General features: G+C 71.3%; 26 protein-coding genes. 23 read left to right on the top strand and 3 right to left on the bottom strand.

The features are described 5' to 3' along the window. Positions 1-19: 19 nt before the first annotated feature. The 18 genes from IE225_RS08585 to IE225_RS08500 all read left to right on the top strand — a co-directional run bounded on the left by IE225_RS08585 (position 20) and on the right by IE225_RS08500 (position 15,202). Entirely contained in the window at positions 20-1,438 is a 1,419-nt protein-coding gene (locus IE225_RS08585) for a phage major capsid family protein (protein ID WP_190056759.1), read from the top strand. A gap of 65 nt (positions 1,439-1,503) precedes the next feature. Then, positions 1,504-1,854: a hypothetical protein gene (locus IE225_RS08580; RefSeq protein WP_190056758.1), complete on the top strand. Its 351-nt coding sequence runs from the start codon at positions 1,504-1,506 to the stop codon at positions 1,852-1,854. 10 nt (positions 1,855-1,864) lie between these two features. After that, on the top strand, positions 1,865-2,140 hold the full coding sequence (locus IE225_RS08575; protein ID WP_190056757.1) for a hypothetical protein: 276 nt from the start codon (positions 1,865-1,867) through the stop codon (positions 2,138-2,140). A gap of 6 nt (positions 2,141-2,146) precedes the next feature. Then, entirely contained in the window at positions 2,147-2,752 is a 606-nt protein-coding gene (locus tag IE225_RS08570; RefSeq protein WP_190056756.1) for a head-tail connector protein, read from the top strand. 12 nt (positions 2,753-2,764) lie between these two features. Next, complete coding sequence (locus IE225_RS08565; RefSeq protein ID WP_190056755.1) at positions 2,765-3,214, top strand: hypothetical protein; 450 nt, start codon at positions 2,765-2,767, stop codon at positions 3,212-3,214. Next, the gene (locus tag IE225_RS08560) at positions 3,214-3,429 is read left to right on the top strand and encodes a hypothetical protein (protein WP_190056754.1); all 216 of its coding nucleotides are present in this window, start codon (positions 3,214-3,216) and stop codon (positions 3,427-3,429) included. The genes IE225_RS08565 and IE225_RS08560 overlap by 1 nt, the downstream gene beginning before the upstream one ends. Position 3,430: 1 nt before the next feature. Next, positions 3,431-4,168 (top strand): hypothetical protein, encoded by a 738-nt coding sequence (locus IE225_RS08555; RefSeq protein ID WP_190056753.1) that lies wholly within the window; start codon positions 3,431-3,433, stop codon positions 4,166-4,168. A 66-nt stretch (positions 4,169-4,234) separates the two neighbouring features. Continuing rightward, positions 4,235-4,645 (top strand): phage tail tube protein, encoded by a 411-nt coding sequence (locus tag IE225_RS08550; RefSeq protein ID WP_190056752.1) that lies wholly within the window; start codon positions 4,235-4,237, stop codon positions 4,643-4,645. Continuing rightward, positions 4,645-5,154 carry a hypothetical protein gene (locus tag IE225_RS08545; RefSeq protein WP_190056751.1) on the top strand — a complete coding sequence of 170 codons (510 nt, stop codon included), beginning with the start codon at positions 4,645-4,647 and terminating at the stop codon, positions 5,152-5,154. The genes IE225_RS08550 and IE225_RS08545 overlap by 1 nt, the downstream gene beginning before the upstream one ends. Before the next feature lie 7 nt (positions 5,155-5,161). Then, positions 5,162-5,572 (top strand): hypothetical protein, encoded by a 411-nt coding sequence (locus IE225_RS08540; protein ID WP_190056750.1) that lies wholly within the window; start codon positions 5,162-5,164, stop codon positions 5,570-5,572. Positions 5,573-5,756: 184 nt separating this feature from the next. Further along, positions 5,757-8,732: a hypothetical protein gene (locus IE225_RS08535; protein ID WP_190056749.1), complete on the top strand. Its 2,976-nt coding sequence runs from the start codon at positions 5,757-5,759 to the stop codon at positions 8,730-8,732. Between the two features lie 13 nt (positions 8,733-8,745). Next, complete coding sequence (locus IE225_RS08530; protein ID WP_190056748.1) at positions 8,746-12,600, top strand: hypothetical protein; 3,855 nt, start codon at positions 8,746-8,748, stop codon at positions 12,598-12,600. A gap of 11 nt (positions 12,601-12,611) precedes the next feature. Beyond that, complete coding sequence (locus IE225_RS08525; protein ID WP_190056747.1) at positions 12,612-13,088, top strand: hypothetical protein; 477 nt, start codon at positions 12,612-12,614, stop codon at positions 13,086-13,088. Between the two features lie 8 nt (positions 13,089-13,096). Further along, positions 13,097-13,309: a hypothetical protein gene (locus tag IE225_RS08520; protein WP_190056746.1), complete on the top strand. Its 213-nt coding sequence runs from the start codon at positions 13,097-13,099 to the stop codon at positions 13,307-13,309. A 59-nt stretch (positions 13,310-13,368) separates the two neighbouring features. Next, positions 13,369-14,148 (top strand): LysM peptidoglycan-binding domain-containing protein, encoded by a 780-nt coding sequence (locus IE225_RS08515; RefSeq protein ID WP_190056745.1) that lies wholly within the window; start codon positions 13,369-13,371, stop codon positions 14,146-14,148. Positions 14,149-14,158: 10 nt separating this feature from the next. Then, on the top strand, positions 14,159-14,416 hold the full coding sequence (locus IE225_RS08510) for a hypothetical protein (protein ID WP_190056744.1): 258 nt from the start codon (positions 14,159-14,161) through the stop codon (positions 14,414-14,416). After that, the gene (locus IE225_RS08505; protein WP_190056743.1) at positions 14,416-14,844 is read left to right on the top strand and encodes a hypothetical protein; all 429 of its coding nucleotides are present in this window, start codon (positions 14,416-14,418) and stop codon (positions 14,842-14,844) included. The genes IE225_RS08510 and IE225_RS08505 overlap by 1 nt, the downstream gene beginning before the upstream one ends. After that, positions 14,834-15,202, top strand: coding sequence for a hypothetical protein (locus IE225_RS08500; RefSeq protein WP_190056742.1), 369 nt, complete (start codon positions 14,834-14,836; stop codon positions 15,200-15,202). The genes IE225_RS08505 and IE225_RS08500 overlap by 11 nt, the downstream gene beginning before the upstream one ends. A 70-nt stretch (positions 15,203-15,272) precedes the next feature. Here the strand turns inward: IE225_RS08500 and IE225_RS08495 are convergent, their stop codons facing one another. Genes IE225_RS08495 through IE225_RS08485 form a run of 3 tightly spaced genes read right to left on the bottom strand, consistent with a single transcriptional unit; the run spans position 15,273 to position 16,911 of the window. Further along, entirely contained in the window at positions 15,273-16,127 is an 855-nt protein-coding gene (locus IE225_RS08495; RefSeq protein WP_190056741.1) for a helix-turn-helix domain-containing protein, read from the bottom strand. A gap of 24 nt (positions 16,128-16,151) precedes the next feature. Further along, positions 16,152-16,679 carry a DUF6879 family protein gene (locus IE225_RS08490; RefSeq protein ID WP_190056740.1) on the bottom strand — a complete coding sequence of 176 codons (528 nt, stop codon included), beginning with the start codon at positions 16,677-16,679 and terminating at the stop codon, positions 16,152-16,154. Continuing rightward, the gene (locus IE225_RS08485) at positions 16,651-16,911 is read right to left on the bottom strand and encodes a hypothetical protein (protein ID WP_190056739.1); all 261 of its coding nucleotides are present in this window, start codon (positions 16,909-16,911) and stop codon (positions 16,651-16,653) included. Before IE225_RS08485 ends, IE225_RS08490 begins: the two co-directional genes overlap by 29 nt. 302 nt (positions 16,912-17,213) lie before the next feature. Here IE225_RS08485 and IE225_RS08480 point away from each other — a divergent pair, with 302 nt between their 5' ends. The 5 genes from IE225_RS08480 to IE225_RS08460 all read left to right on the top strand — a co-directional run bounded on the left by IE225_RS08480 (position 17,214) and on the right by IE225_RS08460 (position 20,254). After that, complete coding sequence (locus tag IE225_RS08480) at positions 17,214-17,732, top strand: hypothetical protein (protein WP_229879325.1); 519 nt, start codon at positions 17,214-17,216, stop codon at positions 17,730-17,732. Then, the gene (locus IE225_RS08475) at positions 17,729-18,208 is read left to right on the top strand and encodes a hypothetical protein (RefSeq protein WP_190056737.1); all 480 of its coding nucleotides are present in this window, start codon (positions 17,729-17,731) and stop codon (positions 18,206-18,208) included. Before IE225_RS08480 ends, IE225_RS08475 begins: the two co-directional genes overlap by 4 nt. Positions 18,209-18,344: 136 nt before the next feature. After that, positions 18,345-19,652 (top strand): MFS transporter, encoded by a 1,308-nt coding sequence (locus IE225_RS08470; RefSeq protein ID WP_190056736.1) that lies wholly within the window; start codon positions 18,345-18,347, stop codon positions 19,650-19,652. Positions 19,653-19,685: 33 nt separating this feature from the next. Further along, positions 19,686-19,883: an Arc family DNA-binding protein gene (locus tag IE225_RS08465; RefSeq protein WP_190056735.1), complete on the top strand. Its 198-nt coding sequence runs from the start codon at positions 19,686-19,688 to the stop codon at positions 19,881-19,883. After that, entirely contained in the window at positions 19,883-20,254 is a 372-nt protein-coding gene (locus IE225_RS08460) for a type II toxin-antitoxin system death-on-curing family toxin (RefSeq protein ID WP_190056734.1), read from the top strand. Before IE225_RS08465 ends, IE225_RS08460 begins: the two co-directional genes overlap by 1 nt. Positions 20,255-20,346 lie beyond the last annotated feature (92 nt).

The following is a 20,346-nucleotide window of genomic DNA, read 5'->3' as shown; positions in this document are numbered from 1 at the left end:
CTACCGGAAGGACATCGTCATGGCCGGAATCGACGAGCTGATCGCCTCCATCGAGGTCGAGCTCGAGGCCGCCCAGAAGCGGCGCACCAAGGCCGCCAAGGAGATCGAGCTGATCCTCGCCAAGGCGCAGCAGGACGGCCGCTCCAACCTCAGCGTCGAGGAAGACGAGCGCGTGGCCGAGCTGTTCGCCGCCCGCGACCAGGCCAAAGCCGACATCGAGGGCATCCAGCGGAAGCTGGAGAACGCCCAGAAGGTCAAGGCCGAGGAGATGGAGCGGGCCGAGCAGGCCAAGCAGGTCCGCGACACCCAGACCCGCAAGCCCGCCTACGACCAGGTCGCCCGCGTCGGCACCGAGGAGCGCACGTACCGCAAGGACACCGACCCGCTCGGCAAGAACTTCCTGATGGACGTCTGCCGGCAGTTCATGTTCCAGGACGTCGAGGCCGCCCACCGCCTGGCGCGGCACATGCAGGAGGAGCAGGTCGAGCGCGCCCAGTACCTGCAGCGCGCGGTCGGCACCGGCGCCTTCTCCGGCCTGACGGTGCCGCAGTACCTCACTGACATGTACGCCCCGGCCACCGCGGCGCTGCGCCCCTTCGCGGACGTGTGCAACCAGCACCCGCTGCCGGAGTCCGGCATGTCCGTGAACATCTCCCGGATCACCACGGCCACCGACGCCGGCCTGCAGGCCTCGGAGAACACCGCGGTCACCGAGCAGAACATGGACGACACGCTGCTGACCGTCCCGGTGCAGACCGCGCCCGGCCAGCAGACCGTCTCCCGGCAGGCCATCGACCGTGGTACCGGCATCGAGGACGTCACGATGCAGGACCTCTTCAACCGGGTCGCCACCGTCCTGGACAAGACGCTGCTGACCCAGGCCGTCACCGGCCTGACCAACGTCGCCCAGAACAACACCTACACCGACGCCTCCCCGACCGGCGCCGAGCTGTACCCGAAGATCCTCGGTGCGGCCGCGGGCGTCGAGGCCGCCCTGCTGGCGATGGGGCGGCCGACGCACGCGGTGATGCACTCGCGGCGCTGGTACTGGCTGTCCAGCCAGATGTCCAGCACCTGGCCGCTGATCAACTGGGCGGGCATCCCGCCGCAGGCCGCGGGCGTCGCCGACCCGTCCAGCTCCTACTCCTCCGGCCCGCGCGGCGTGCTGCCCTGCGGACTCGAGGTGATCGTCGACAACAACATCCCCACCAACCTCGGCGCCGGCACCAACGAGGACGAGCTGTACGTCGTCCCCGCCTCGGAGTGCCACCTGTGGGAGGACCCGAACGCGCCGCTGTTCATCCGCGCCGAGCAGGCCAAGGCCGACTCCCTCGGCGTGCTGCTGGTCGCCTACAGCTACTTCGCCTACACCTTCGGCCGCTACGCCAACGGCATGCAGAAGGTCAGCGGAACGGGCCTGGTCACGCCCGCTTTCTGATCCTCTGCCGTGTGCCGGGCGGCAGCACGCCCGCCCGGCACACGCTCTACCGGAAGGGAAGGCCCGTGGCACTCAGGAACGCCTACGCCGACGTCGCGCTGCCGTCGGCCGCGCGCGGTGCCGGCACCTACATCAGCGGTCCCGTGGCGGCCGCCGGCGTGGCGGCCGACGTGCTGCTGGCGGTGCACTGCACCGCCGCGTCGGGAACCCCGACGCTCGACGTCTCCCTCGAGGAGTCGTCGGACGGCAGCACCTGGACCGCGATCCCCGGCAGCGGCATCACCCAGCTCACCGGCGTCGGCAACCGCACCGCGGCGGCCGCCGTCACGAAGAACTACGTCCGCGTCACCTCGACGGTCGCGGGCACCACCCCGAGCGTGACCTACCGCGTCGCGCTGTGGATCAGGTCCGAGTAAGGAGCATGCCGTGATCACTCCCGATCAGCAGATCGCCGCGCTCAAGCGGGAGCGCGCCGGATACGTCGCCCGCGGCCTCAAGGACCGCGTCGCTCAGGTCGACAAGGAGATCGCGCGCCTTCGCGGCGAGGGCACCTCTGAGGACGAGGCGCCGCAGGGCCGCAGCGGACCGCAGGCGGCCCAGCAGACCGCCGGCGCCGCCCCCGGCGACGGCAAGGCGGACGGCACCGCGGACGGCGCGCGCAAGACGGCAGCGAAGAAGACCGCCGCCCCGCCGCAGAAGTGACCCGCGGTGGCCAACGACTACGCCACCCTGGCCACGCTTAAGGCCCAGCTGCGCATCGACCCCACCGACACGACGCAGGACACGCTGCTGAACCAGGCGCTCACCGCCGCGTCCCGCGCCATCGACCGGGCAACAGGCCGCCGCTTCTGGTTGGACGACCTCGCAACCCAGCGCACGTACAACCCGCGCAGCCGGATCGTGCGTGACGCCGACGGCGAGACGCTCCTCGTCGACGACATCGGCTCCACCGCGGGCCTGGTCGTGGAGACCGGGCCCGTCGGCGGGCCGTGGACCACGGTCACCGGCTACGAGACGACACCCGACAACGCCCTGGCCGACGGCCGCCCCGTCACCGGGCTGCTGCGCCCGGGCGGCTGGGCGTGGAACGCCGGCGGCACCGGGCGCGTACGGGTCACCGCCCGGCACGGCTGGCCGGCCGTGCCGGACGACATCGTCCAGGCCACCCTCATCCAGGCCTCCCGCCTCTTCAAGCGGAAGGACTCCCCGGAGGGCGTCATGGGATCGGCCGAGTGGGGAGTCGTACGGCTCTCCCGCCGCGACCCGGACGTGTGGAACCTCATCGAACCGTTCGTCCTGCCCGGCTTCGCGTAGGAGGGGGCGAGCATGCAGATCTCCGCCGTGCGCGACGCCATCGCCGCCGCGGCCCGCGCCGTCGTCCTGCCCGCCGGCATCCCGCGGCTGACGTGCACCGGCTACACGCCCGACAGCGTGACCGAGCCGCACTTCTTCGTCGGCGAGGTCGAGGTCACCTACGACCGGACCATGGGCCGGGGCCTGGACCAGCTCGATTTCACCTGCCGCGTCCTGGTCGGCCGGCAGGACGACCGCGCCGGCCAGCGCGTGCTGGACGCGCTGCTGTCCGGCGGCGGCCCCGCCTCGCTCAAGGCCGCGATCGAGGCCGCGCGCGGCGCGCCCGGGCAGCCGGCGCTCGGCGGTCTCGCCGACGACCTGCACGTGATGCGCGTGCAGGGCTACCGCTGGTACGAGCACCAGGGCACCACCTACGTCGGCGCCGAACTCGTCATCAAGGTCATCGGAAGTGGGAGCACCTGATGAAGATCCGCATGCTCGTGCAGATGCCCGACGGCGCCGCCCGCAACGGCGAGCCGTGGCCGGACAAGGGGGAGACCGCCGACCTGCCCGCCGCGGAGGCCGCGCACCTGGTGGCTTCCGGCATCGCCGAGGAAGTACCCGAGCAGGACGAGGCCGAGCAGGCACCCGAGCCGCGCCGCGGCCGCCGCAAGGCGCCGGCCGAAGAGGAGGGGTGAGGTGTCCCGGACCGTCCTGACCAACGTCCGTACCTTCGCGGTCGGCGTGGACCTGACCGGCAACAGCAACAAGATCGAACTGTCCACGGAGGTCGAGGACAAGGACGCCACGAACTACGCCAGCCAGGGCTGGAAGGAGGTCATGGGCGGGCTGGCGTCCGCGGAGATCTCCGGCGAGGGGCAGTGGGAGGCCCTCGATCCCACCAAGGTCGACGACGCCTCATGGGCCCAGCTCGGGGGAGTCGGCCCCTGGTCGGTCAGCGCGAACAACGCGGCGAACGTCGGTGACCTGGTCTATTTCACCAACGCCATGCGGGCGGACTACAAGGCGTTCGACGCGGTCGGCGAGGTCGCCCCCTGGACGTCGACCGCCAAGAGCAGCTGGCCGCTGGTGCGGGGCCAGTTCGCCCACCCGCCCGGCACCGCCCGCACCACCTCCGGCAACGGCACCGGTCTCAACCTCGGCGCCGTCGCCGCGGGCAAGCGGCTGTACGCGGCGCTGCACGTGCTGTCCGCCGCCGGCACCACGCCGAGCCTGACCGCCCGCGTCGAGTCCAGCGTGGACAACACCTTCGCCAGCCCCACCACCCGGCTGACGTTCACCGCGGCGACCGCGCCCGGCGGGCAGATCCTGCGCACCGTCGGGACGGCGATCACCGACACGTGGTGGCGCGTGGCCTGGACGATCAGCGGCACCACGCCCAGCTTCCTGTTCGTCGCCGCGCTCGGCATCCAGTAAGCGCCCAACACCCCATCCTCCCGGCCCGCGCCGGGCCCGCTGTCCTGCCCTGAAAGGGGGCCCGCCATGCCCAAGATGGTCCTGCTTGCCCAGTACCTGTCCATCAACGGCCAGACCCTGACCACCTACACCAAGAAGGCCGAGCTCTCCGTCGAGGTGGAGGACAAGGACGTCACCACCTACGCCTCGCTCGGCTGGAAGGAAGTGCTGGGCGGCCTGAAGTCCGGTGAGCTCGGCTGCGAGTTCCTGCAGGACTTCGCCGCCAGCCAGCTGGACGCCATCATGTGGCCGCTGCTCGGCACGGTCGTACCGTTCGAGGTGCGCGCCGACCAGGGCGCCCGCAGCCCCAGCAACCCCGGCTACACCGGCAACATCCTCATCAACGGCTGGAACCCCATCGAGGGCAGCGTCGGCGACGAGGCCACCGTCAGCCTCGGCTTCCCGACGTCGGGGGCCGTGACCCGGGCGACGAGCTGATGGTCGGCCCGCCGTTCGAACTGCGCGTGCAGGAGACGCACGAAGGACTGCAGGCGCTCGTACGGGCACTGCGTGCCGAGGAGGACGGCAAGGAGCTGCGGCGCGACCTGGCCAAGAACATGCGCGCCGCGCTGCGGCCCGCGGCCGCCGAGGCCAAATCCGCGATCATGGCCATGTCGTCGTCCGGGCCCGGTGTCTCCCCGGCGCTGCGGTCGTCGATCGCGAAGAAGATCCGGCCGGAGGTCAAGCTGGGCGGCCGCTGGTCCGGCGCGCGCGTGAAGGCCTTCAAGACCCGGAACGTGCGCGGCTTCCCCAACGCGCCCAAGCGCACCAACCGGCCCGGCGGCTGGCGGCACCCCGTCTTCGGTGACCGCGACCGGTGGGTCACCCAGCACGGCAAGCTTCGCTGGTTCGACGACGCCTTCGAGGGCCGCGAGCACACCTACCGGCAGGCCGTGCTGGACGCCATGGAAGCAATGGCCCGCCGCATCGCCGACCGGGCCCGATAGGAGAACGATGTACCTGGTCTACCAGCCCGAGGGCAGCTCGGAGCCGAAGCGGTGGAAGTACAACCCGCGCAAGCTGATGAGCGCCGAGCGGGAGATGATCGAGCGGCGCACCGGGCGGAACTTCTCCCAGTTCAGCAACGACGTGCTGGAGGGCAACAGCCTGTGCCGGCGCGCGCTGCTGTTCCTGTTCCTCAAGCGCGAGCACCCCACGGTCAAGTGGGAGGACGTGGACTTCGCGTGGGACGAGGTGATCCTCGAATACTCCAAGAGCGAGCTGCAGCAGATCCGCGCCCAGATCGCCGAGAACCTCACCGGCGACCAGCTGGCCGCCGCCCTGGCCCAGTTGGACGCCGAGATCGAGAAGGCCTACGAGGACCCCGAGGACGAGGGAAAAGCCCAGCTGCCGATCGCCGGCTGAGCCGCCTGGGGGATGCCGCGCACCTGCTGGGCATCCGGGCGCGGGACTGGGACACCTTCACGGTCGAGGAGACCGACGCCTACCTGGACTGGCTGGACGCCTACGAGAAGGCCCAGCGTGAGGCCGCTGAACAACTGAACAAGGGGCGTTGAGAGCCGCCCCCTGACCATCAGGGGGTGGCACGGTGAGCGACACCTCACTGGTGTTCAACCTGGTCGCGCGCGAGCGAGTCAGCCAGGTCATCGGCCAGCTCAAGGCCAAGCTCGCCACCGTCGGCAAGGGCATCGGCGCGGCGATGGCCGTCCCGGCCGGGGCGGGGATCGTCACCGCGCTGGGCGGCATCGCCGCGGGCGCGGTCGCCGCCGGCGCCGCGGTGAAGGCCTTCCAGGCCGCCGCGCAGCCCCAGCTGCAGGCCGTCGCCGAGGCGAGCCAGGCCGCGGACGCGGCGGCGGACGCGCACGAGAAGGCCACGCTCAAGCAGGCCCAGGCGCAGAAGCTCGCCGCCCAGGGCGGCAAGGCCTACAAGTCCGCGCTGCGCGAGGCCGAGTCGGCGGCCAAGGCCGCACGCGATGCGGACGCGGCGCTGCATCAGCAGCTCAAGGGGCTGCCCCCGGCCACGCGGGACACCGCGATGGCGTTCGCCGGGCTGAAGAAGGACTACCAGGCGTGGTCCGACAGCCTGGCGCCGACCACGATGCCCCTGTTCACCAAGGGCATCAACATCCTGCGCGGCCTGCTGCCGACCCTGACGCCGTTCGTCAAGGCGGCGGCCGGCGCGATCGGCGGCTTCCTCGACGAGGTCGCTGTCGGGGTGAAGTCGGCCGGCTTCAAGGCCTGGGCGGCCGACATGTCCGCGGCCGCCGGCCCGGCCCTCACCAACTTCCTCACGATCGTCAAGAACCTGGCGATCGGCTTCGCCGGGCTGCTACGGGCCTTCCTGCCCGTCTCCAGCGGGATGACCGGCGGCCTGGTCGGCCTGTCCGCGGCGTTCGCCCAGTGGGGCACCTCGCTGCACAGCACCGAGGGCTTCGCCCAGTTCATGGAGATGGCCCGCAACGGCGGCGGCATGCTGCTGAACCTGGCCACCGCGGTGCTGAAGGTCGCCGTCTCGCTCGCACCGCTGCTGGGCACCACCACCCTGATGGCCAACGCGCTCGCGCGGATCATCGCCAACACCCCCACCCCGGTCCTGCAGCTGCTGGCGTACACGCTGCTGGCCGTCCGGGTGGGCATGCTCGGCTACCGGGCGGCGACCACCGCGGTCACCATCGCCCAGCGCGTCATGGCGTCCTCGACCTACCTGGCCATCGCCGGGTGGGCGCGCATGCTCGCCTTCGGCATCGCCACCTACACGCGGCTGGCCGTGGCCGCGGTGATGTCCGCGACCCGCACCGCCGCGGCGTGGGCCGCGACCGCCGCGCGGATGACCGCCCAGTTCCTGGTCACCGTCATCCGCGTCGCCGTCACCACCGCCGCACAGTTCGCGCTCATGGCCGCCCGGGCGGTGATCTGGGCCGCGACCATGGCCGCCCAGTGGCTGATCGCCATGGGCCCCGTCGGCTGGGTCATCGCCGGCGTCATCGCCCTGGTCGCGCTGATCGTCGCGAACTGGGACAAGGTCAAGCAGTACACCCTGGCCGCGTGGAACTGGGTCGTCGCCAAGCTGATCTGGGCGAAGAACCTGATGGTCCAGGCCTTCTTGAACTTCACCCTCATCGGCCTGATCATCAAGCACTGGTCCACGATCAAGGCCAAGACCGTCGCGGCGTGGAACGCCGTCGTCGCCTGGGTGCGCGGCATCCCCGGCAAGCTGTACCAGGCCTTCCTCAACTGGACCCTCCTCGGCCTGGTCATCAAGCACTGGTCGGCGATCAAGACGGCCACCGTGCGCAAGGCGACGGAGATGGTCGCCTGGGTGCGCGGCCTGCCCGGCCGGATCTCCCGCGCCATGGGCTCGATGGGCAGCCTGCTCGTCTCCAAGGGGCGGGCCGTCGTGCAGGGCCTGTGGTCCGGCATCTCCAGCATGGGCAGCTGGATCTACAACAAGCTCATCGGCTGGGCCAAGAGCATGATCCCGGGGCCGATCGCCAAGGCGCTGGGCATCGCGTCGCCGTCGAAGGTGACGACGGCTCAGGGCCGGTGGATCGCGCGCGGCCTCATCGACGGGCTGACCGGCTCCACCAAGCAGATCCGTGCCGCTGCCCGGCTGGCGGACATCGTGCGCGACGCCCTCAACCCCGGGCGGCGCCGCACCCGCGCCCTGTCCACGATCAACACCGGGACCAAGCAGCTGCTGCGCCTGGCCGCGCGCGAGGCCACCGTCGCCACCCGCCTGAAGAACGCCAACAAGAAACTGTCCGACCTGGTCAAGGCCCGCGACAAGCTCGCCGCCGACGTCAAGAAGGGCATGCTGGACGCGGCGAACATCACGCAGATCGGCGCCGGCGAGGGGCCGGTGACCGCCGAGTCCATCCTGACCGGCCTGCAGGACAAGCTGGCCATGGCCCAGCGCTTCGCCGCCGACCTCGCCACGCTGCGCAAGAAGGGCATCCGGAGCGACCTGATCGCGCAGATCGCGCAGGCCGGTGTCGAGCAGGGATCCGCGGCGGCCGCCGCTCTCGCGTCCGCCGACAAGATGACCGTCAAGCAGATCAACTCCACCCAGGCACAGCTCGTCTCGGCCGCCAACCGGGCCGGGGACGTCGCCGGGGAAGCCATGTACGGCACGGGCATCCGCGCCGCGCAGGGCATCGTCAAGGGCCTGCAGAGGGAGCAGCACGCGATCGAGAAGCAGATGCTGAAGATCGCCAAGTCCATGCAGTCGGCGATCAAGAGAGCGCTGGGCATCCGGTCGCCGTCGTCGATCATGGCCGACCAGGTCGGCCGGTGGATCCCGCCCGGCGTGGTCCGCGGCATCGAGAAGACCATGCCGCAGCTGGACCGGGTGATGAGCCGCCTGGTGCGGCCCGAGCTCGCGGCCACGCCCCGCGAGCCGCTCACCGCCCCGACGACCATGGCGCCGCTGATGGGCGCCCAGGCCGGCGGCGGCACCGTCCTCGTCCGCTTCGAGTTCGCCGGCGCCGACAGCGAGTTCAAGAAGCTGCTGCGCAAGACCGTCCGCGTCGACGGCCGCGGCAGCGTCCAGGTCCTGCTCGGCTAGAAAGGAGCCGGTCGTGCCGTTCCCCCAAACTCCCCTCGACGTCCAGGTCGAGCTGCAGCTCGGGGGCGCCTGGACGGACATCACCTCGGACGTCTACACCGCCGAGCGCATCACCATCGAGCGCGGCCGCGCCGACGAGGGGCAGCGCGTCGACCCGGGCAAGTGCGCCCTGACCCTCAACAACCGGCTGGGCAAGTACAGCCCCCGCAACCCGATGAGCCCGTACTACGGGCTCATCGGGCGCAACACCCCCATCCGGGTCAGTGTCAAGGCCGGCAGCCAGTTCCTGCGGCTGCCCGGCGGCACAGGTGACGCTGCCTCGACCCCGCACGTCGCTGCCCTGGCGATCACCGGGGACATCGACGTGCGGGTCGACGCGCTGCTGGTCAACTGGCTGGACGCGGCCGACGGGCTGCGAACCACGCAGATCATCGGCAAGCTCGGCAGCGCGACCGCGGACAAGGCCTGGTTCCTCGGCGTGCGCAACAACCGGCTGTACTTCGAGTGGTCGCCGGACGGCTCCTCGGCACTGGGCGCCTCCTCCACCGTGGAGCTGGTGGTACCGCCGTCCGGGCGCCTGGCCGTACGCGCGACCCTCGACGTCGACAACGGCGCCGGCGGCCGGACGATCACCTTCTACACCTGCACCACGGGCGGCACCGCCGGACCGTGGACCCAGCTCGGCGCCCCCGTCGTCCAGGCGGGCACCACGTCCATCTTCAACGCGACCAACGCCAGCCTGCGCATCGGGCAGGCCACCGGTACCGCCATGACCAACGCGGCCGGCCGCTGCATGTCCGCCGAAGTCCGCAACGGCATCGGCGGCACCGCCGTCGCCAACCCCGTCTTCACCGCCCAGCCCATCGGCACCACGAGTTTCGCCGACGCGGCCGGCCGCACATGGACGCTGGACGGCGGTGCGCAGATCACCAACCGGCGCACCCGGTTCGTCGGCGAGGTGAGCTCCTGGCCGTCGCGCTGGGACGTCTCCGGCAAGGACGTGCGCGTGCCCATCGAGGCCGCCGGCATCCTGCGCCGCTACGGCCAGGGCAACAAGGCGCTGGACTCCACCCTGCGCCGCCGTATCCCCTCCGGCGGCCCGCTGGCGTACTGGCCGATGGAGGACGGCGCGGCCGCCACCCAGTTCTACTCACCCATCGCCGGCGTGCAGCCGCTGAAGCAGCAGGGATTCGACTTCGCCTCCGACGACTCCCTGGCCGGGTCGAGGGCACTGCCTGCCGTCAAGGGTGGCGCCACCCTCTCCGGCAACGTGCCCGCCCCCGCCGGATCGGCCACCGGCTGGCACACGGAGTTCATCTACTTCCTGTCGGCGGGCCCGGCCACCGCCCGTACCGTCCTGCAGTGGTACGGCACCGGCACGGTCAAGCGGTGGCAGCTGCAGCTGAAGACCAACGAGGCCGACATCTTCGGCTACGACGGCGACAACAACGTCGTCACCTCCAGCCTGCTGAACATGACCGGCCAGGGCATCTTCGGCGCCTGGACCCGCTGGCAGCTGTACGCCGTGCAGAACGGCTCCAATGTCGACTGGACGGTGCGCTTCATCCCGATCGGCGGCGCCGGCGCCGGTGCCACCACCACCTTCGCCGGCAGCGTCGGCCGGATCTCCGGCCTGGCCGGCCCCAACGGCTACAGCAGCGACCTCGATGGGCTCAAGCTCGGCCACATCGCCGTGTTCACCACCCCGAACACCGTCATCTACAACAACGCCGACCTGGCGTTCGCCGGCGAGACCGCCGGGACGCGCATCCGCCGCCTGGCCGCCGAAGAGGGCAAGCCCGTCATGGTGTTCGGCGACGTCACCGACGAGGAACTCGTGGGACCGCAGGCGGCCAAGGAATTCCTCGACCTGGTCGAGGAGGCCGCCGACGTCGACGGCGGGATCCTCTACGAGCGGCGCGACATCCTCGGCCTCGCCTACCGTGATCGCGTCTCGCTGTTCAACCAGACGCCGGCGCTGCGACTGGACTACAACGCGCCGGGCCACGTCGCCCCGCCGCTGGAGCCCGTCGACGACGACCAGGACGTGCGCAACGACATCACCGTCACCCGCGACGGCGGCTCCTCCGCGCGCGCCGTCCTGGACACCGGCCCGCTGTCCGTCCAGGCCCCGCCCAACGGGGTGGGCGTCTACGACGAGTCGGTCACCCTCAACCTCTACAACGACGACCAGCCCGCCCAGCACGCCGGCTGGCGCCTGCACCTGGGCACCGTCGACGAGGAGCGCTACCCGTCCGTGAGCGTCGACCTCGCCGCGGCGCCGAGCCTGATCGACGACGTCACCCAGCTCGACTGCGGCGACCGCATCACCATCGCCAACCCCCCGAGCTGGCTGCCCCCGGGCCCGATCGACCTGCTCGCGCAGGGCTATCAGGAGGTGATCGGCCACCCCGTCGACTGGGACCTCACCTTCAACTGCACCCCGGCGAGCGCGTGGGACGTCGCCTGGCTCGGCAACGCCACCACCGCCCGGGACCAGCGCGAGTTCCAGTGGGTCGACACCGACGGCAGCCAGCTCGCCACCGCGCTCACCGCGGCGGACACCGTGGCGCCGGTCCTCACCACCACCGGCGCCGTGTGGGCCGGCACCGTGGCCGACACCCCATGGGACTGGCAGGTGGCCGGCGAGGTCATGACCGTCACCGCGCCCGGCACGCTCGTCAACGCCAACCCGTTCTTCGACACCGACGCCAGCGGATGGAGCGCGGCCGCCGCCACCCTCGCCCGCTCCACCGCCGTCGTCATGCCCCACCCGCGGGCGAAGGCCTCGCTGCTCATCACCCCCGACGGCGTCACCGCCTCCGGCGGCGCGGCCGCCACGATGACCGCGGCCGGCACCATCACCCCGGGCGCGGCCTACGTCGCCAGCATGTGGGTGTACTCCCCGGGCGGGCACGCCGACCTGCGGCCGTGCATCGACTGGTACGACGCGGCCGGCACCCTCCTCAGCAGCAGCCTCGGCACGGGCAGCGCCGTGGCCGCCGGCGTGTGGAGCTACCTCGAGCAGACCCTCACCGCCCCGGCAGGCGCCTCCCGCGCCGTCGTCCGCGCCCGCCACGGCGGCACCCCGCCGGCATCCGCCGTCTACTACGTGTGGGCCGTGCGCATCACCCGCACCAAGTCCAGCTGGCTGTACGACACCTTCAACCGCGCGGTCACCGGCAGCTGGGGCACCTCCGACTCCGGCCTGGCCTGGAACACGGTGGGCGGCGGCGCGGCCAGCGACTACACCGTCAACACCGGCTACGCCGCGCACGTCCTGTCCACCGTGGACACGTCCCGCCGCACCGCGGTCACCGCCATCCACCCGGACGCCGACATCTACTGCGATCTCACCACATCGGCGCTGGCCACAGGCGACAGCCTCTATGGCGCGGTCACCGCGCGCATGCTCGACTCGGGCAACATGTACCTCGCCCGCGTCGAGTTCACGACGTCGAACACGGTGATCCTCACGGTGCGGAAGATCGTCGCCGACGCCCAGACGGTCCTGGGCACCTACACGCTGCCCAACGTGACGCACGCCGCCGGGCAGTGGATCCGCGTCCGGTTCCAGCTGCAGGGCACCGCGCTGCGCGCGAAGGCCTGGCTGGCGAGCACGATCGAGCCGGGCCCCTGGGCCATCGACACCACGGACGCTGCGATCACCGCCGCGAACCAGATCGGCACCCGCTCCATCCGCATCACCGGCAACACCAACGCCGCCACCGTCGAAGTCCGCTACCGCGCCTTCGACGTAATCAACCCGCAGCGCTACACCGTGACCCGCTCGGCCAACGGCATCTCCAAGGCCCAGGCCGCCGGCACCGATGTGCGCCTGGACAAGCCCGCCATCGTCGCCCTGTAGGAGGTGCCCGCATGGTCCTGTGGCAGCCCGGCCAGCGCATCACCGCGCAACGGCTGCAGACCGCCAGCCCCACCGACGTCGCCAGCTACACACCCACGGTCACCAACGGCGGCACCGTCACCTTCAGCATCCAGACCGGCTTCTACTCCATCACCGACAGCTACGTCGACGTCATCGTCTACCTGGCCGTCTCCGGCGCCGGCAGCGGCAGCGGCATCGTCCAGGTCGACATGCCCACCCCCGTGGACCGCACCATCCGCCAGGCCCTGACCGTCCACGGTGAGACCGTCGGCGTCAACGGCTCCGGCTCCACCCAGAACGGGCAGATCCGCGGCGGCGAATGCGTGTTCTTCACCAGCGGCTCCGGCGCCCGCTCCGACCGCATCCGCATCGACGACAGCGACGGCGACGGCAGCAACAACCTGCTCGGCGTCGACCTCAAGGCCGGAGGCCTCATCACCATCCAAGGCCGCTACCGCAAGGCATAGGAGAGACGATGCCCAGCCTGCCGTACTACGACATCACCGCCCGCAGCACCGAAGGCGAAGGCCTCACGGTCACCGTCGAGTTCCAGCCCGGCGGCGCCATCGACGAGGCCACCCGGGACTCCCTGCTGTGCACCCTCGCGGACGCCCTCGCCGCCCTGCCCATGGTCGCCACGGTCACCGGCGTCAACGAGCGCACGGCGACCGTCCGCACCATCCGCTGACCCGGCCCACCACCGGCCCCGCGCCCCGGCCCGGGGCCATACCTGTGTCTGGAGACCTGATGGCCAACCCACCCACCGCGGACACCGTCCTGGCCAGACTGCGCGCCGAGGGACTGCACGTCGTCGAGGTCGGCAACTGGCGCACGCACAACCGCAACCACCGCGGCGCCTGGGGTCCGGTACACGGCGTGATGATCCACCACACCGTCACCCGGGGAACCGACCGCACCGTCGCCATCTGCCGCGACGGCGACGAGGAGCTGCCCGGCCCACTGTGCCACGGCGTCATCGCCAAGGACGGCACCGTGTACCTGGTCGGCTACGGCCGCGCCAACCACGCCGGCCTGGGCGACGACGACGTTCTGCGCGCCGTCATCGCCGAGCGCAAACCGCCCGCCGCAGATGAGGCCAACACCGACGGCAACCGGCACTTCTACGGCTTCGAGTGCGAGAACCTCGGCGACGGCCACGATCCCTGGCCGAAGGAGCAGGTGGAAGCGATCGTGCGCGCATCCGCCGCGCTGTGCCGCCACCACGGCTGGGGCGCCCGCTCTGTCCTGCGCCACCGTGACTGGCAACCCGGCAAGATCGACCCCCGCGGCCCCGGGCTGGAATGGGACGACATCCTGGACCGGATCGCCGAACGCCTCAAGCACCCCGCGAGCTGGTCGCCCGGGCAGGCCCGCACCTACACCGTCCGCTCCGGCGACACCCTGTGGTCCATCGCCGCCAGCCAGCTCGGCGACGGCAACCGCTGGCGGGAGATCGCCGCCCTCAACCACCTGCAGGACCCCGACGACCTGAGCGTCGGTCAGACCCTGAAGCTCCCCGCGAAGTGATGAGGTGGCCATGTCCCAGTTCACCCTGCCCGGCGCCGAGACCGTCGTGAAGACCGCCGGCACCTACGCCCGCGACCTCCTCGAGCGCGTCCTGTCCACGTTCCTGGAGACGTTCATCGGCGGCATCGTCATCACCCAGCCGCTCAACGCCTCCATGTGGTACGCCGCGGCCGCGGGCGGGACCGGCGCGGTCGCGGCCCTGCTGAAGGGCCTCGTCGCCCGCTGGCGCGACGTCACCAACTCCGCGTCGCTCGCCAAGGGGGTCTGATGCGGGCGGCGGCCCGGCGGCTCACCCGACGTCTGGGCCGCCGCGGCGCACTCCTCACCCTCAAGGGCACGATCGCCACGCTCTACGGCTACGGGCAGATCGTTGCCCCCGCGCACGACCGGCGCGGCCTCACCCTGCTGCTCAAGGGCATGCCGCTGAAGGCATGGGCCACGGCATGGATCGTGGCCGGAGTGGTCGCCCTGGTCTGCGCCTGGCTGCCGCCGCGGAGGGACTGGCCTGGGTTCTTCGCGGTGTGGGGGATCACCGCGCCCTGGGCCATGAGCTACCTCGCGGCCTGGTGGCCGCTCGGGCTGTACGAGCGGGGGTGGGTGCCCGCAATCATCTTCGGCGCGTTCGGCTCGGTCTGCCTGGTGGCGGCCGGTTGGCCGGAGCCACCAGCACGATCGGAGGCGAGCGGTGAGACCTGAGATGATCACCGCGCTGACCGCTCTGGCGGTCGCGCTCGTCACGGCCGCCGGCGGTATCGCCACCGCGGTGATCGGCCGACGCCAGCCTCGCCGCGCCCACCGTCGCGACGACTTCACCGTGATCACCGACCGGCTGGGCCAGCACATTGAGCGCCTGGAGCGGCGCCTCGATGAGCAGGAACAGGAGAGCGAGCGGGACCGGGCGCGCATCACCGCGCAGGACTTCACCATCCGGTACTTGGCCGCCTGGGTGCGGTCCCTGGTCAGCTACATCCGCAGCGCACAGCTGGAGCCACCGCCCCCACCCCAGCCCGTACCGGCCGAGGTCCAGCCCTACCTGCACGACGTCGGCCTGTGACATCGAACTGGAGTGCGCAAAGCCCCCTCTCGCCGTGGCGGGAGGGGGCTGTTTTGCGCGCGTGTCCGCGTCAGCGTAGCGCCTCGATCGCGTTCAGGATCAGGTCGCGCGCCTCGGCGCCGTACACGGCCATGCCGCGCAGGCGCTCGAACGTCTTCAGGTACTGCGCGGTCTCGGACGGCTGGGTGACCTTTACCTCGGCGGACACCAGTTCCACCGTCACCAGCTTGTCGTCGTAGACGTGGAAGGTTTCCTCCGGCCACTGTGTCCTCTGTCCTGTTCCCATGGGGATGATCCCCAGCGATACCGAGGGAAGGGCGCCGACCGTGAGCAGGTAGCCCAGTTGCGCGGCCATCGCGTCCTGGTTGGCCATCTGGCAGCGCAGGACGGATTCCTCCAACACAATGACGAAGCGGCGGCCCGGCTCGTGCAGGACACGCGATCGCGCGACCCTGGAACGCGCCGCGTCTTCGCTGTCGTCGGTGGGCAGGTCGTGGAAACTCGCCGCGATGCGCAGGACGGCAGCGGCGTAGCCCTCGGTCTGCAGCAGGCCAGGCACGACAGTGGAGCTGTAGATACGGAACAACTCGGTGTGCTGGTAGAAGTGTGTCAGTCCGTCCTGCAGCTGCTTGAGTCCGTTGCGAACCTGGTGACGCCACTCCCGGTACATCGACTCGGCGTTGAGAGATTGGACGATGAGATCCTGCGCCTGGTCCTTGGCGTTGGTGGCCTCGCACCAGCGGCGGATGTCCTTCGCTGAGGGGCCGGTGAGGGCATTCTCGATCCGGGAGGTCTTCGAGTAATGCCAGCCGCAGGCGGCGGCCAGCTCAACGACCGTCAGGCCGGCCTCCTTGCGGAGATCACGCAGCCGCCGAGCCACTGCTTCGCGTGCGGCTTGCGCGGAGGAGGAAGGGGAGACGGGCATGAGCTGGCCTACCGGTGGGTCGTACTACTGGATCTCGTACTGGTCGTGCGGAACCGCCCTCGCCCACACTGCCTCGAACGCCTCCGCGCACAGCTTGGCGGCCGCCGGATCGTCGGAGAGCTCCTGACCGGTCCATGCGCCGTCGCCGGAGAAGTGGTTCCACCGGATCAGCCGGTTGTCGAACAGCCAGAAGTCGTTGCCGGGCAAGGCGATGTTCGACGCGCGCCGCCGGGGCAGCCACCGCACCTGCTCACCGGCGCCCAGATTCACCACGGTCCCGGCGTGCTCGTACCGGATGTAGGCGCTCACCGGCTCGGAGACGACACGGGCCCGCCGCACGACGACGCCGCGCGCGACCGCGTCGGAGACGAGCCCCACCCACGGTGCCCAGTACGGAGATGCCGGGTCCGTGTCGCGCCAGCCAGTACGCAGCCACGCCTGGAAGTCGGCCGCCTCCTCATCCACGCTGTAGGAGTCGCGCATCTCGAGGTGCACGGCCTGGCTGGTGCAGCTGGCCATGAGCTCAGCGAACGTCGGCTCGTTCGAGGACATCGCACGCCTCCCTGATCATCTGCACCATCCTGGCCGGAATGCGGATCACGGCCTCGTCGTCCGGGATGCCCTTGGCGTGTCCCGGAACCTCGAAGGCCGCGCACTCCGCTTCGAGGTCCTCGTTCGGCTTGTAGCCCTGGAGGACGAGTTCCTTCTTCTCCTGGTCGACCCACACGGTAGGGCTCTTGTCCGTCCCGGTCTCGGGATCGATCCCGATGAACAGTAGTGGCACAGCACTCTCCATCCACGATCTGTGCAGATGTTTGCACCACCTTCCTGCCAAGTGCTCAAAGTGGTCAAGGGCGCGAAACGGCCGATGCCTCCTTACGGGTGATGTGCGTGCAAACTTCTGCACATCCGTGGCTGTGCTGCACATCACGTCCATAGCGTCGTGAGCAGCGGCAGTACCCACTCTCTGCCCGCGCACAGCCGCGCCTCGATACCGGGCAGGACCCACACCACGGAGGCTCGAGGTTGAACACCAGCACCGGAACTCCTGCACTACGCCTTGTCGAATCCGCACCCGATACGCTGGTGCACACCGCCGCGGACCGCCGCCTGGCCGTCTCCCACTGGCTGCAGTCCGCCCACCCCTCGCCCGAGGACGTCCGCCGCGAGTGGAGCGAGCCGGACGGGGTGGCGCTGCTGCCGCTGGGCACACTGCTCTCCGCCGTGCGGATCCCCTACGACCTGGTGGACGCCATCGCTGCCTGCGGTCACCGGCAGTGCGCCAACGAGGTCCTGGACCACACCCTGGACGGCGGCCCCGTCATCTGTGACCCGAGGAGCCGGCGCTACTACGCGCTGGTGCCGGCCTCCGCGCCGCGGCGGCTCGCCCCGGCGGCCGCCGTCCTGGCCCGGGCAGGAGTGGAGTGCCTCAGCCGCGGCACCTACCTGGGCGTACCGCGGGTGGACGCGCTGGAGATGACGACCTGGCAGTCGTACTGGGCGGTGCCGATGCCGTCACCGGGGGAGCTGTGCGAGCCCCAACGCGTCGCCGACCTGATCGCCCACGGCATGCGCCGCCTGGCCGCCGCGGAGGCCGACGCGTGAGAGACGACGACGCGATCACCAGGACCATGCTCCTCATCCACGAAGTCCCCGCAGCCCGCGAGCTCGAGCCGGCGCAACGCACCGGCGAGGTCTGCCTGTGGTGCTCCACCCCGGCCGCGGGCCGCGAGATGGTCGACCTCGGGTGCGTCGGCGACGGCTACACCCCACACGCCTGCGCATCCTGCAGGCGTGCGCGCATCCGCAGCCTGCGGACCTACTTCACGTGGGCCAACCACTGGGAGCTGTGCGCCGACTGCCCGTCCGGACAGCTGTGCAGCGACGGTGACCGGCTGCGCCTGGCGCACCTCGACGCCCGGCAGATGGCCGGCAAGACGCCGCCCGTCTGCGCCGGCTGCAAGCAGATCATCTCCTGGGCCCGGCGGTCCGCGCCCGTGGTGTTCGAGGGCATGTCGGGCGTCTACCTGACCTATCGGCACGTGACCGACTGCCAGCGGTCGGCAAGGAGGGCGCCGTGATGGACCGTCGCCGCCGCATGATGATCCTCTACCTGACTGTGCTGGCCGTACTGGCTGGCGCACTGATCTGGGGTATCGCGAACTGCACCTGCTGAGCGGGACCGGCGGCCCTCGAACGTGGTGTCACAAACCGACTATGGGCACGGTCATGCCGGTGGCAGCGCGGGAGCTGCACGGGGTGCCGCTGTACGCGTTCGCGTTCTCGGGGTACTTCACCACGAGCCTGTTCGGCATGGTGCTCGCCGGGCAGTGGTCCGACCGGCGGGGCCCGCTGGGGGCGCTGACCTGCGGGATCGGGGCGTTCGCGGCGGGACTGCTGCTGTCGGGCACGGCGGGCGCGATGTGGCTGTTCATCGTGGGGCGGGCCGTGCAGGGGCTCGGCGGCGGGCTGCTGATCGTCGCCCTGTACGTCGTGGTGGGCCGCGCCTATCCGGAGCGGCTGCGGGCGTCGATCATGGCGGCGTTCGCGGCGGCCTGGGTGCTGCCGTCCGTGGTCGGGCCGCTGGCCGCGGGCGCGGTGACCGAACACCTCGGCTGGCGCTGGGTGTTCGTCGGCATCCCGGTGCTGGTGGTGTTCCCGCTGGCGCTCGCGCTGCCGCAGATACGGCGGCGGGCGGCCGGCCCGGTGACGCCGGGAGCCGGTGCCGCCGCACAGGCCGGCGGCCGCCGGATCCGGCTCGCCCTCGGCGTCTCGTTCGGTGCCGGGCTGCTGCAGTACGCCGCGCAGGACCTGCGGTGGGTGTCGCTGGTACCGGCCGCGGCGGGTGCCGCGCTGCTCGCTCCGGCCGCGCTGGCGCTGCTGCCGCGCGGCACTCACCGGGCGGCGCGCGGGCTGCCGTCGGTGGTGCTGCTGCGGGGGCTGGCGGCGGGGTCGTTCATCGCCGCGGAGTCCTTCATCCCGCTGATGCTGGTGACGCAGCGCGGGGTGAGCCCGACGTTCGCCGGACTGTCGCTGGCCGCGGGCGGCAGCACCTGGGCGCTGGCCTCCTGGGTGCAGGCCCGGCCGCGCGTGCAGCCGTACCGGGAGTGGCTGATGGCGGTGGGGATGCTGCTGGTCACCGCGGCGATCGCGACCGTGCCGGGCGTGCTGCTGCCCGCGGTGCCGGTGTGGACCGTCGCCGTGGCGTGGGCCGTCGGGTGCTTCGGGATGGGGCTGGTGATCTCCTCCACGAGCGTGCTGGTGCTGAAGCTGTCCGCCCCGGAGGAGGCCGGCGCCCACTCGGCGGCGCTGCAGATCTCCGACGGCCTGTCCAACGTCCTGCTCCTCGCCGCCACCGGCGCCGCCTTCGCCGCCCTCGGCGGCGGCACGGTCACCCCGGCCGCGGCCGCGGCCTCCGCCGGCTCCCACCCGGGCGCGTTCGCCGCGGTGTTCCTGCCGACGGCGGCGGTGGCCCTGGCGGGGGCGTGGGTGGCGACGCGGGTGCGGGAACGCGGAACGCGCTGACACCGGGTGGTACCACGCGGTACCGTGCGAGACATGGCAGGTCTGAACGTCCGCTTCACCGAGGAAGAGCTGACCGCCCTTCGCGAGCGCGCCGAGGCGGAGGGCCGCAGCATGCAGTCCTTCGTCCACGACGCGGTGATGAGGGCGGTCGACGAACATGCGCGCCTCTTCGACGAGGCGGCGGAGCACGTGCTCAGGGCGAGTGAGGAGCTGAACCGGAGGCTCGCCTAGTGCCCCGCTACCTCACCCTGGCCGAACTGCTGAACCTCGCGGAGCGGCTGGGCACGCGCGAGGTCCGGGACTACGGCCTGCTGGACTCGGCCCTCGCCCGCCCGCAGTCCAGTGTCTTCGGGCAGGACGCCTATCCCGACGTGTGGCAGAAGGCGGCCGCCCTCATGGAGTCGATCGCCCGCAATCGCGCGCTGGTCGACGGCAACAAGCGCCTCGCCTGGTACGCGACCTGGGTCTTCCTGCACCTGAACGGGCACCCGCTGGACGCGGAGTTCGACGTGGACGAGGCCGAGCGGTTCGTACTGGACGTCTGCCAGGGCGCACTCGACGTACCCGGGATCGCCGCCCGGCTCCCCCGGTTCGCACGCTGACCCGCCGACTGTGACCCCCGTCGCATTCCGAGTCGTCCCAGGTCTCGTCACTCTCATGGGGGACATCCGGCACCGGTAGGGTGGCCCGGTTG

Source organism: Streptomyces echinoruber, assembly GCF_014651135.1.
In the GTDB taxonomy this organism is placed as follows: domain Bacteria; phylum Actinomycetota; class Actinomycetes; order Streptomycetales; family Streptomycetaceae; genus Streptomyces; species Streptomyces echinoruber.
This window is presented reverse-complemented; position numbering and strand designations above follow the sequence as displayed.

Coding starts and splice junctions, on each gene's coding strand:
- IE225_RS08495 (WP_190056741.1), bottom strand. CDS start 16,127: ATGCCCGTCTCCCCTTCCTCCTCCGCGCAAGCCGCACGCGAAGCAGTG.
- IE225_RS08505 (WP_190056743.1), top strand. CDS start 14,416: ATGCGGGCGGCGGCCCGGCGGCTCACCCGACGTCTGGGCCGCCGCGGC.
- IE225_RS08560 (WP_190056754.1), top strand. CDS start 3,214: ATGAAGATCCGCATGCTCGTGCAGATGCCCGACGGCGCCGCCCGCAAC.
- IE225_RS08545 (WP_190056751.1), top strand. CDS start 4,645: ATGGTCGGCCCGCCGTTCGAACTGCGCGTGCAGGAGACGCACGAAGGA.
- IE225_RS08540 (WP_190056750.1), top strand. CDS start 5,162: ATGTACCTGGTCTACCAGCCCGAGGGCAGCTCGGAGCCGAAGCGGTGG.
- IE225_RS08510 (WP_190056744.1), top strand. CDS start 14,159: ATGTCCCAGTTCACCCTGCCCGGCGCCGAGACCGTCGTGAAGACCGCC.
- IE225_RS08465 (WP_190056735.1), top strand. CDS start 19,686: ATGGCAGGTCTGAACGTCCGCTTCACCGAGGAAGAGCTGACCGCCCTT.
- IE225_RS08550 (WP_190056752.1), top strand. CDS start 4,235: ATGCCCAAGATGGTCCTGCTTGCCCAGTACCTGTCCATCAACGGCCAG.
- IE225_RS08520 (WP_190056746.1), top strand. CDS start 13,097: ATGCCCAGCCTGCCGTACTACGACATCACCGCCCGCAGCACCGAAGGC.
- IE225_RS08515 (WP_190056745.1), top strand. CDS start 13,369: ATGGCCAACCCACCCACCGCGGACACCGTCCTGGCCAGACTGCGCGCC.
- IE225_RS08585 (WP_190056759.1), top strand. CDS start 20: ATGGCCGGAATCGACGAGCTGATCGCCTCCATCGAGGTCGAGCTCGAG.
- IE225_RS08490 (WP_190056740.1), bottom strand. CDS start 16,679: ATGTCCTCGAACGAGCCGACGTTCGCTGAGCTCATGGCCAGCTGCACC.
- IE225_RS08470 (WP_190056736.1), top strand. CDS start 18,345: ATGGGCACGGTCATGCCGGTGGCAGCGCGGGAGCTGCACGGGGTGCCG.
- IE225_RS08525 (WP_190056747.1), top strand. CDS start 12,612: ATGGTCCTGTGGCAGCCCGGCCAGCGCATCACCGCGCAACGGCTGCAG.
- IE225_RS08565 (WP_190056755.1), top strand. CDS start 2,765: ATGCAGATCTCCGCCGTGCGCGACGCCATCGCCGCCGCGGCCCGCGCC.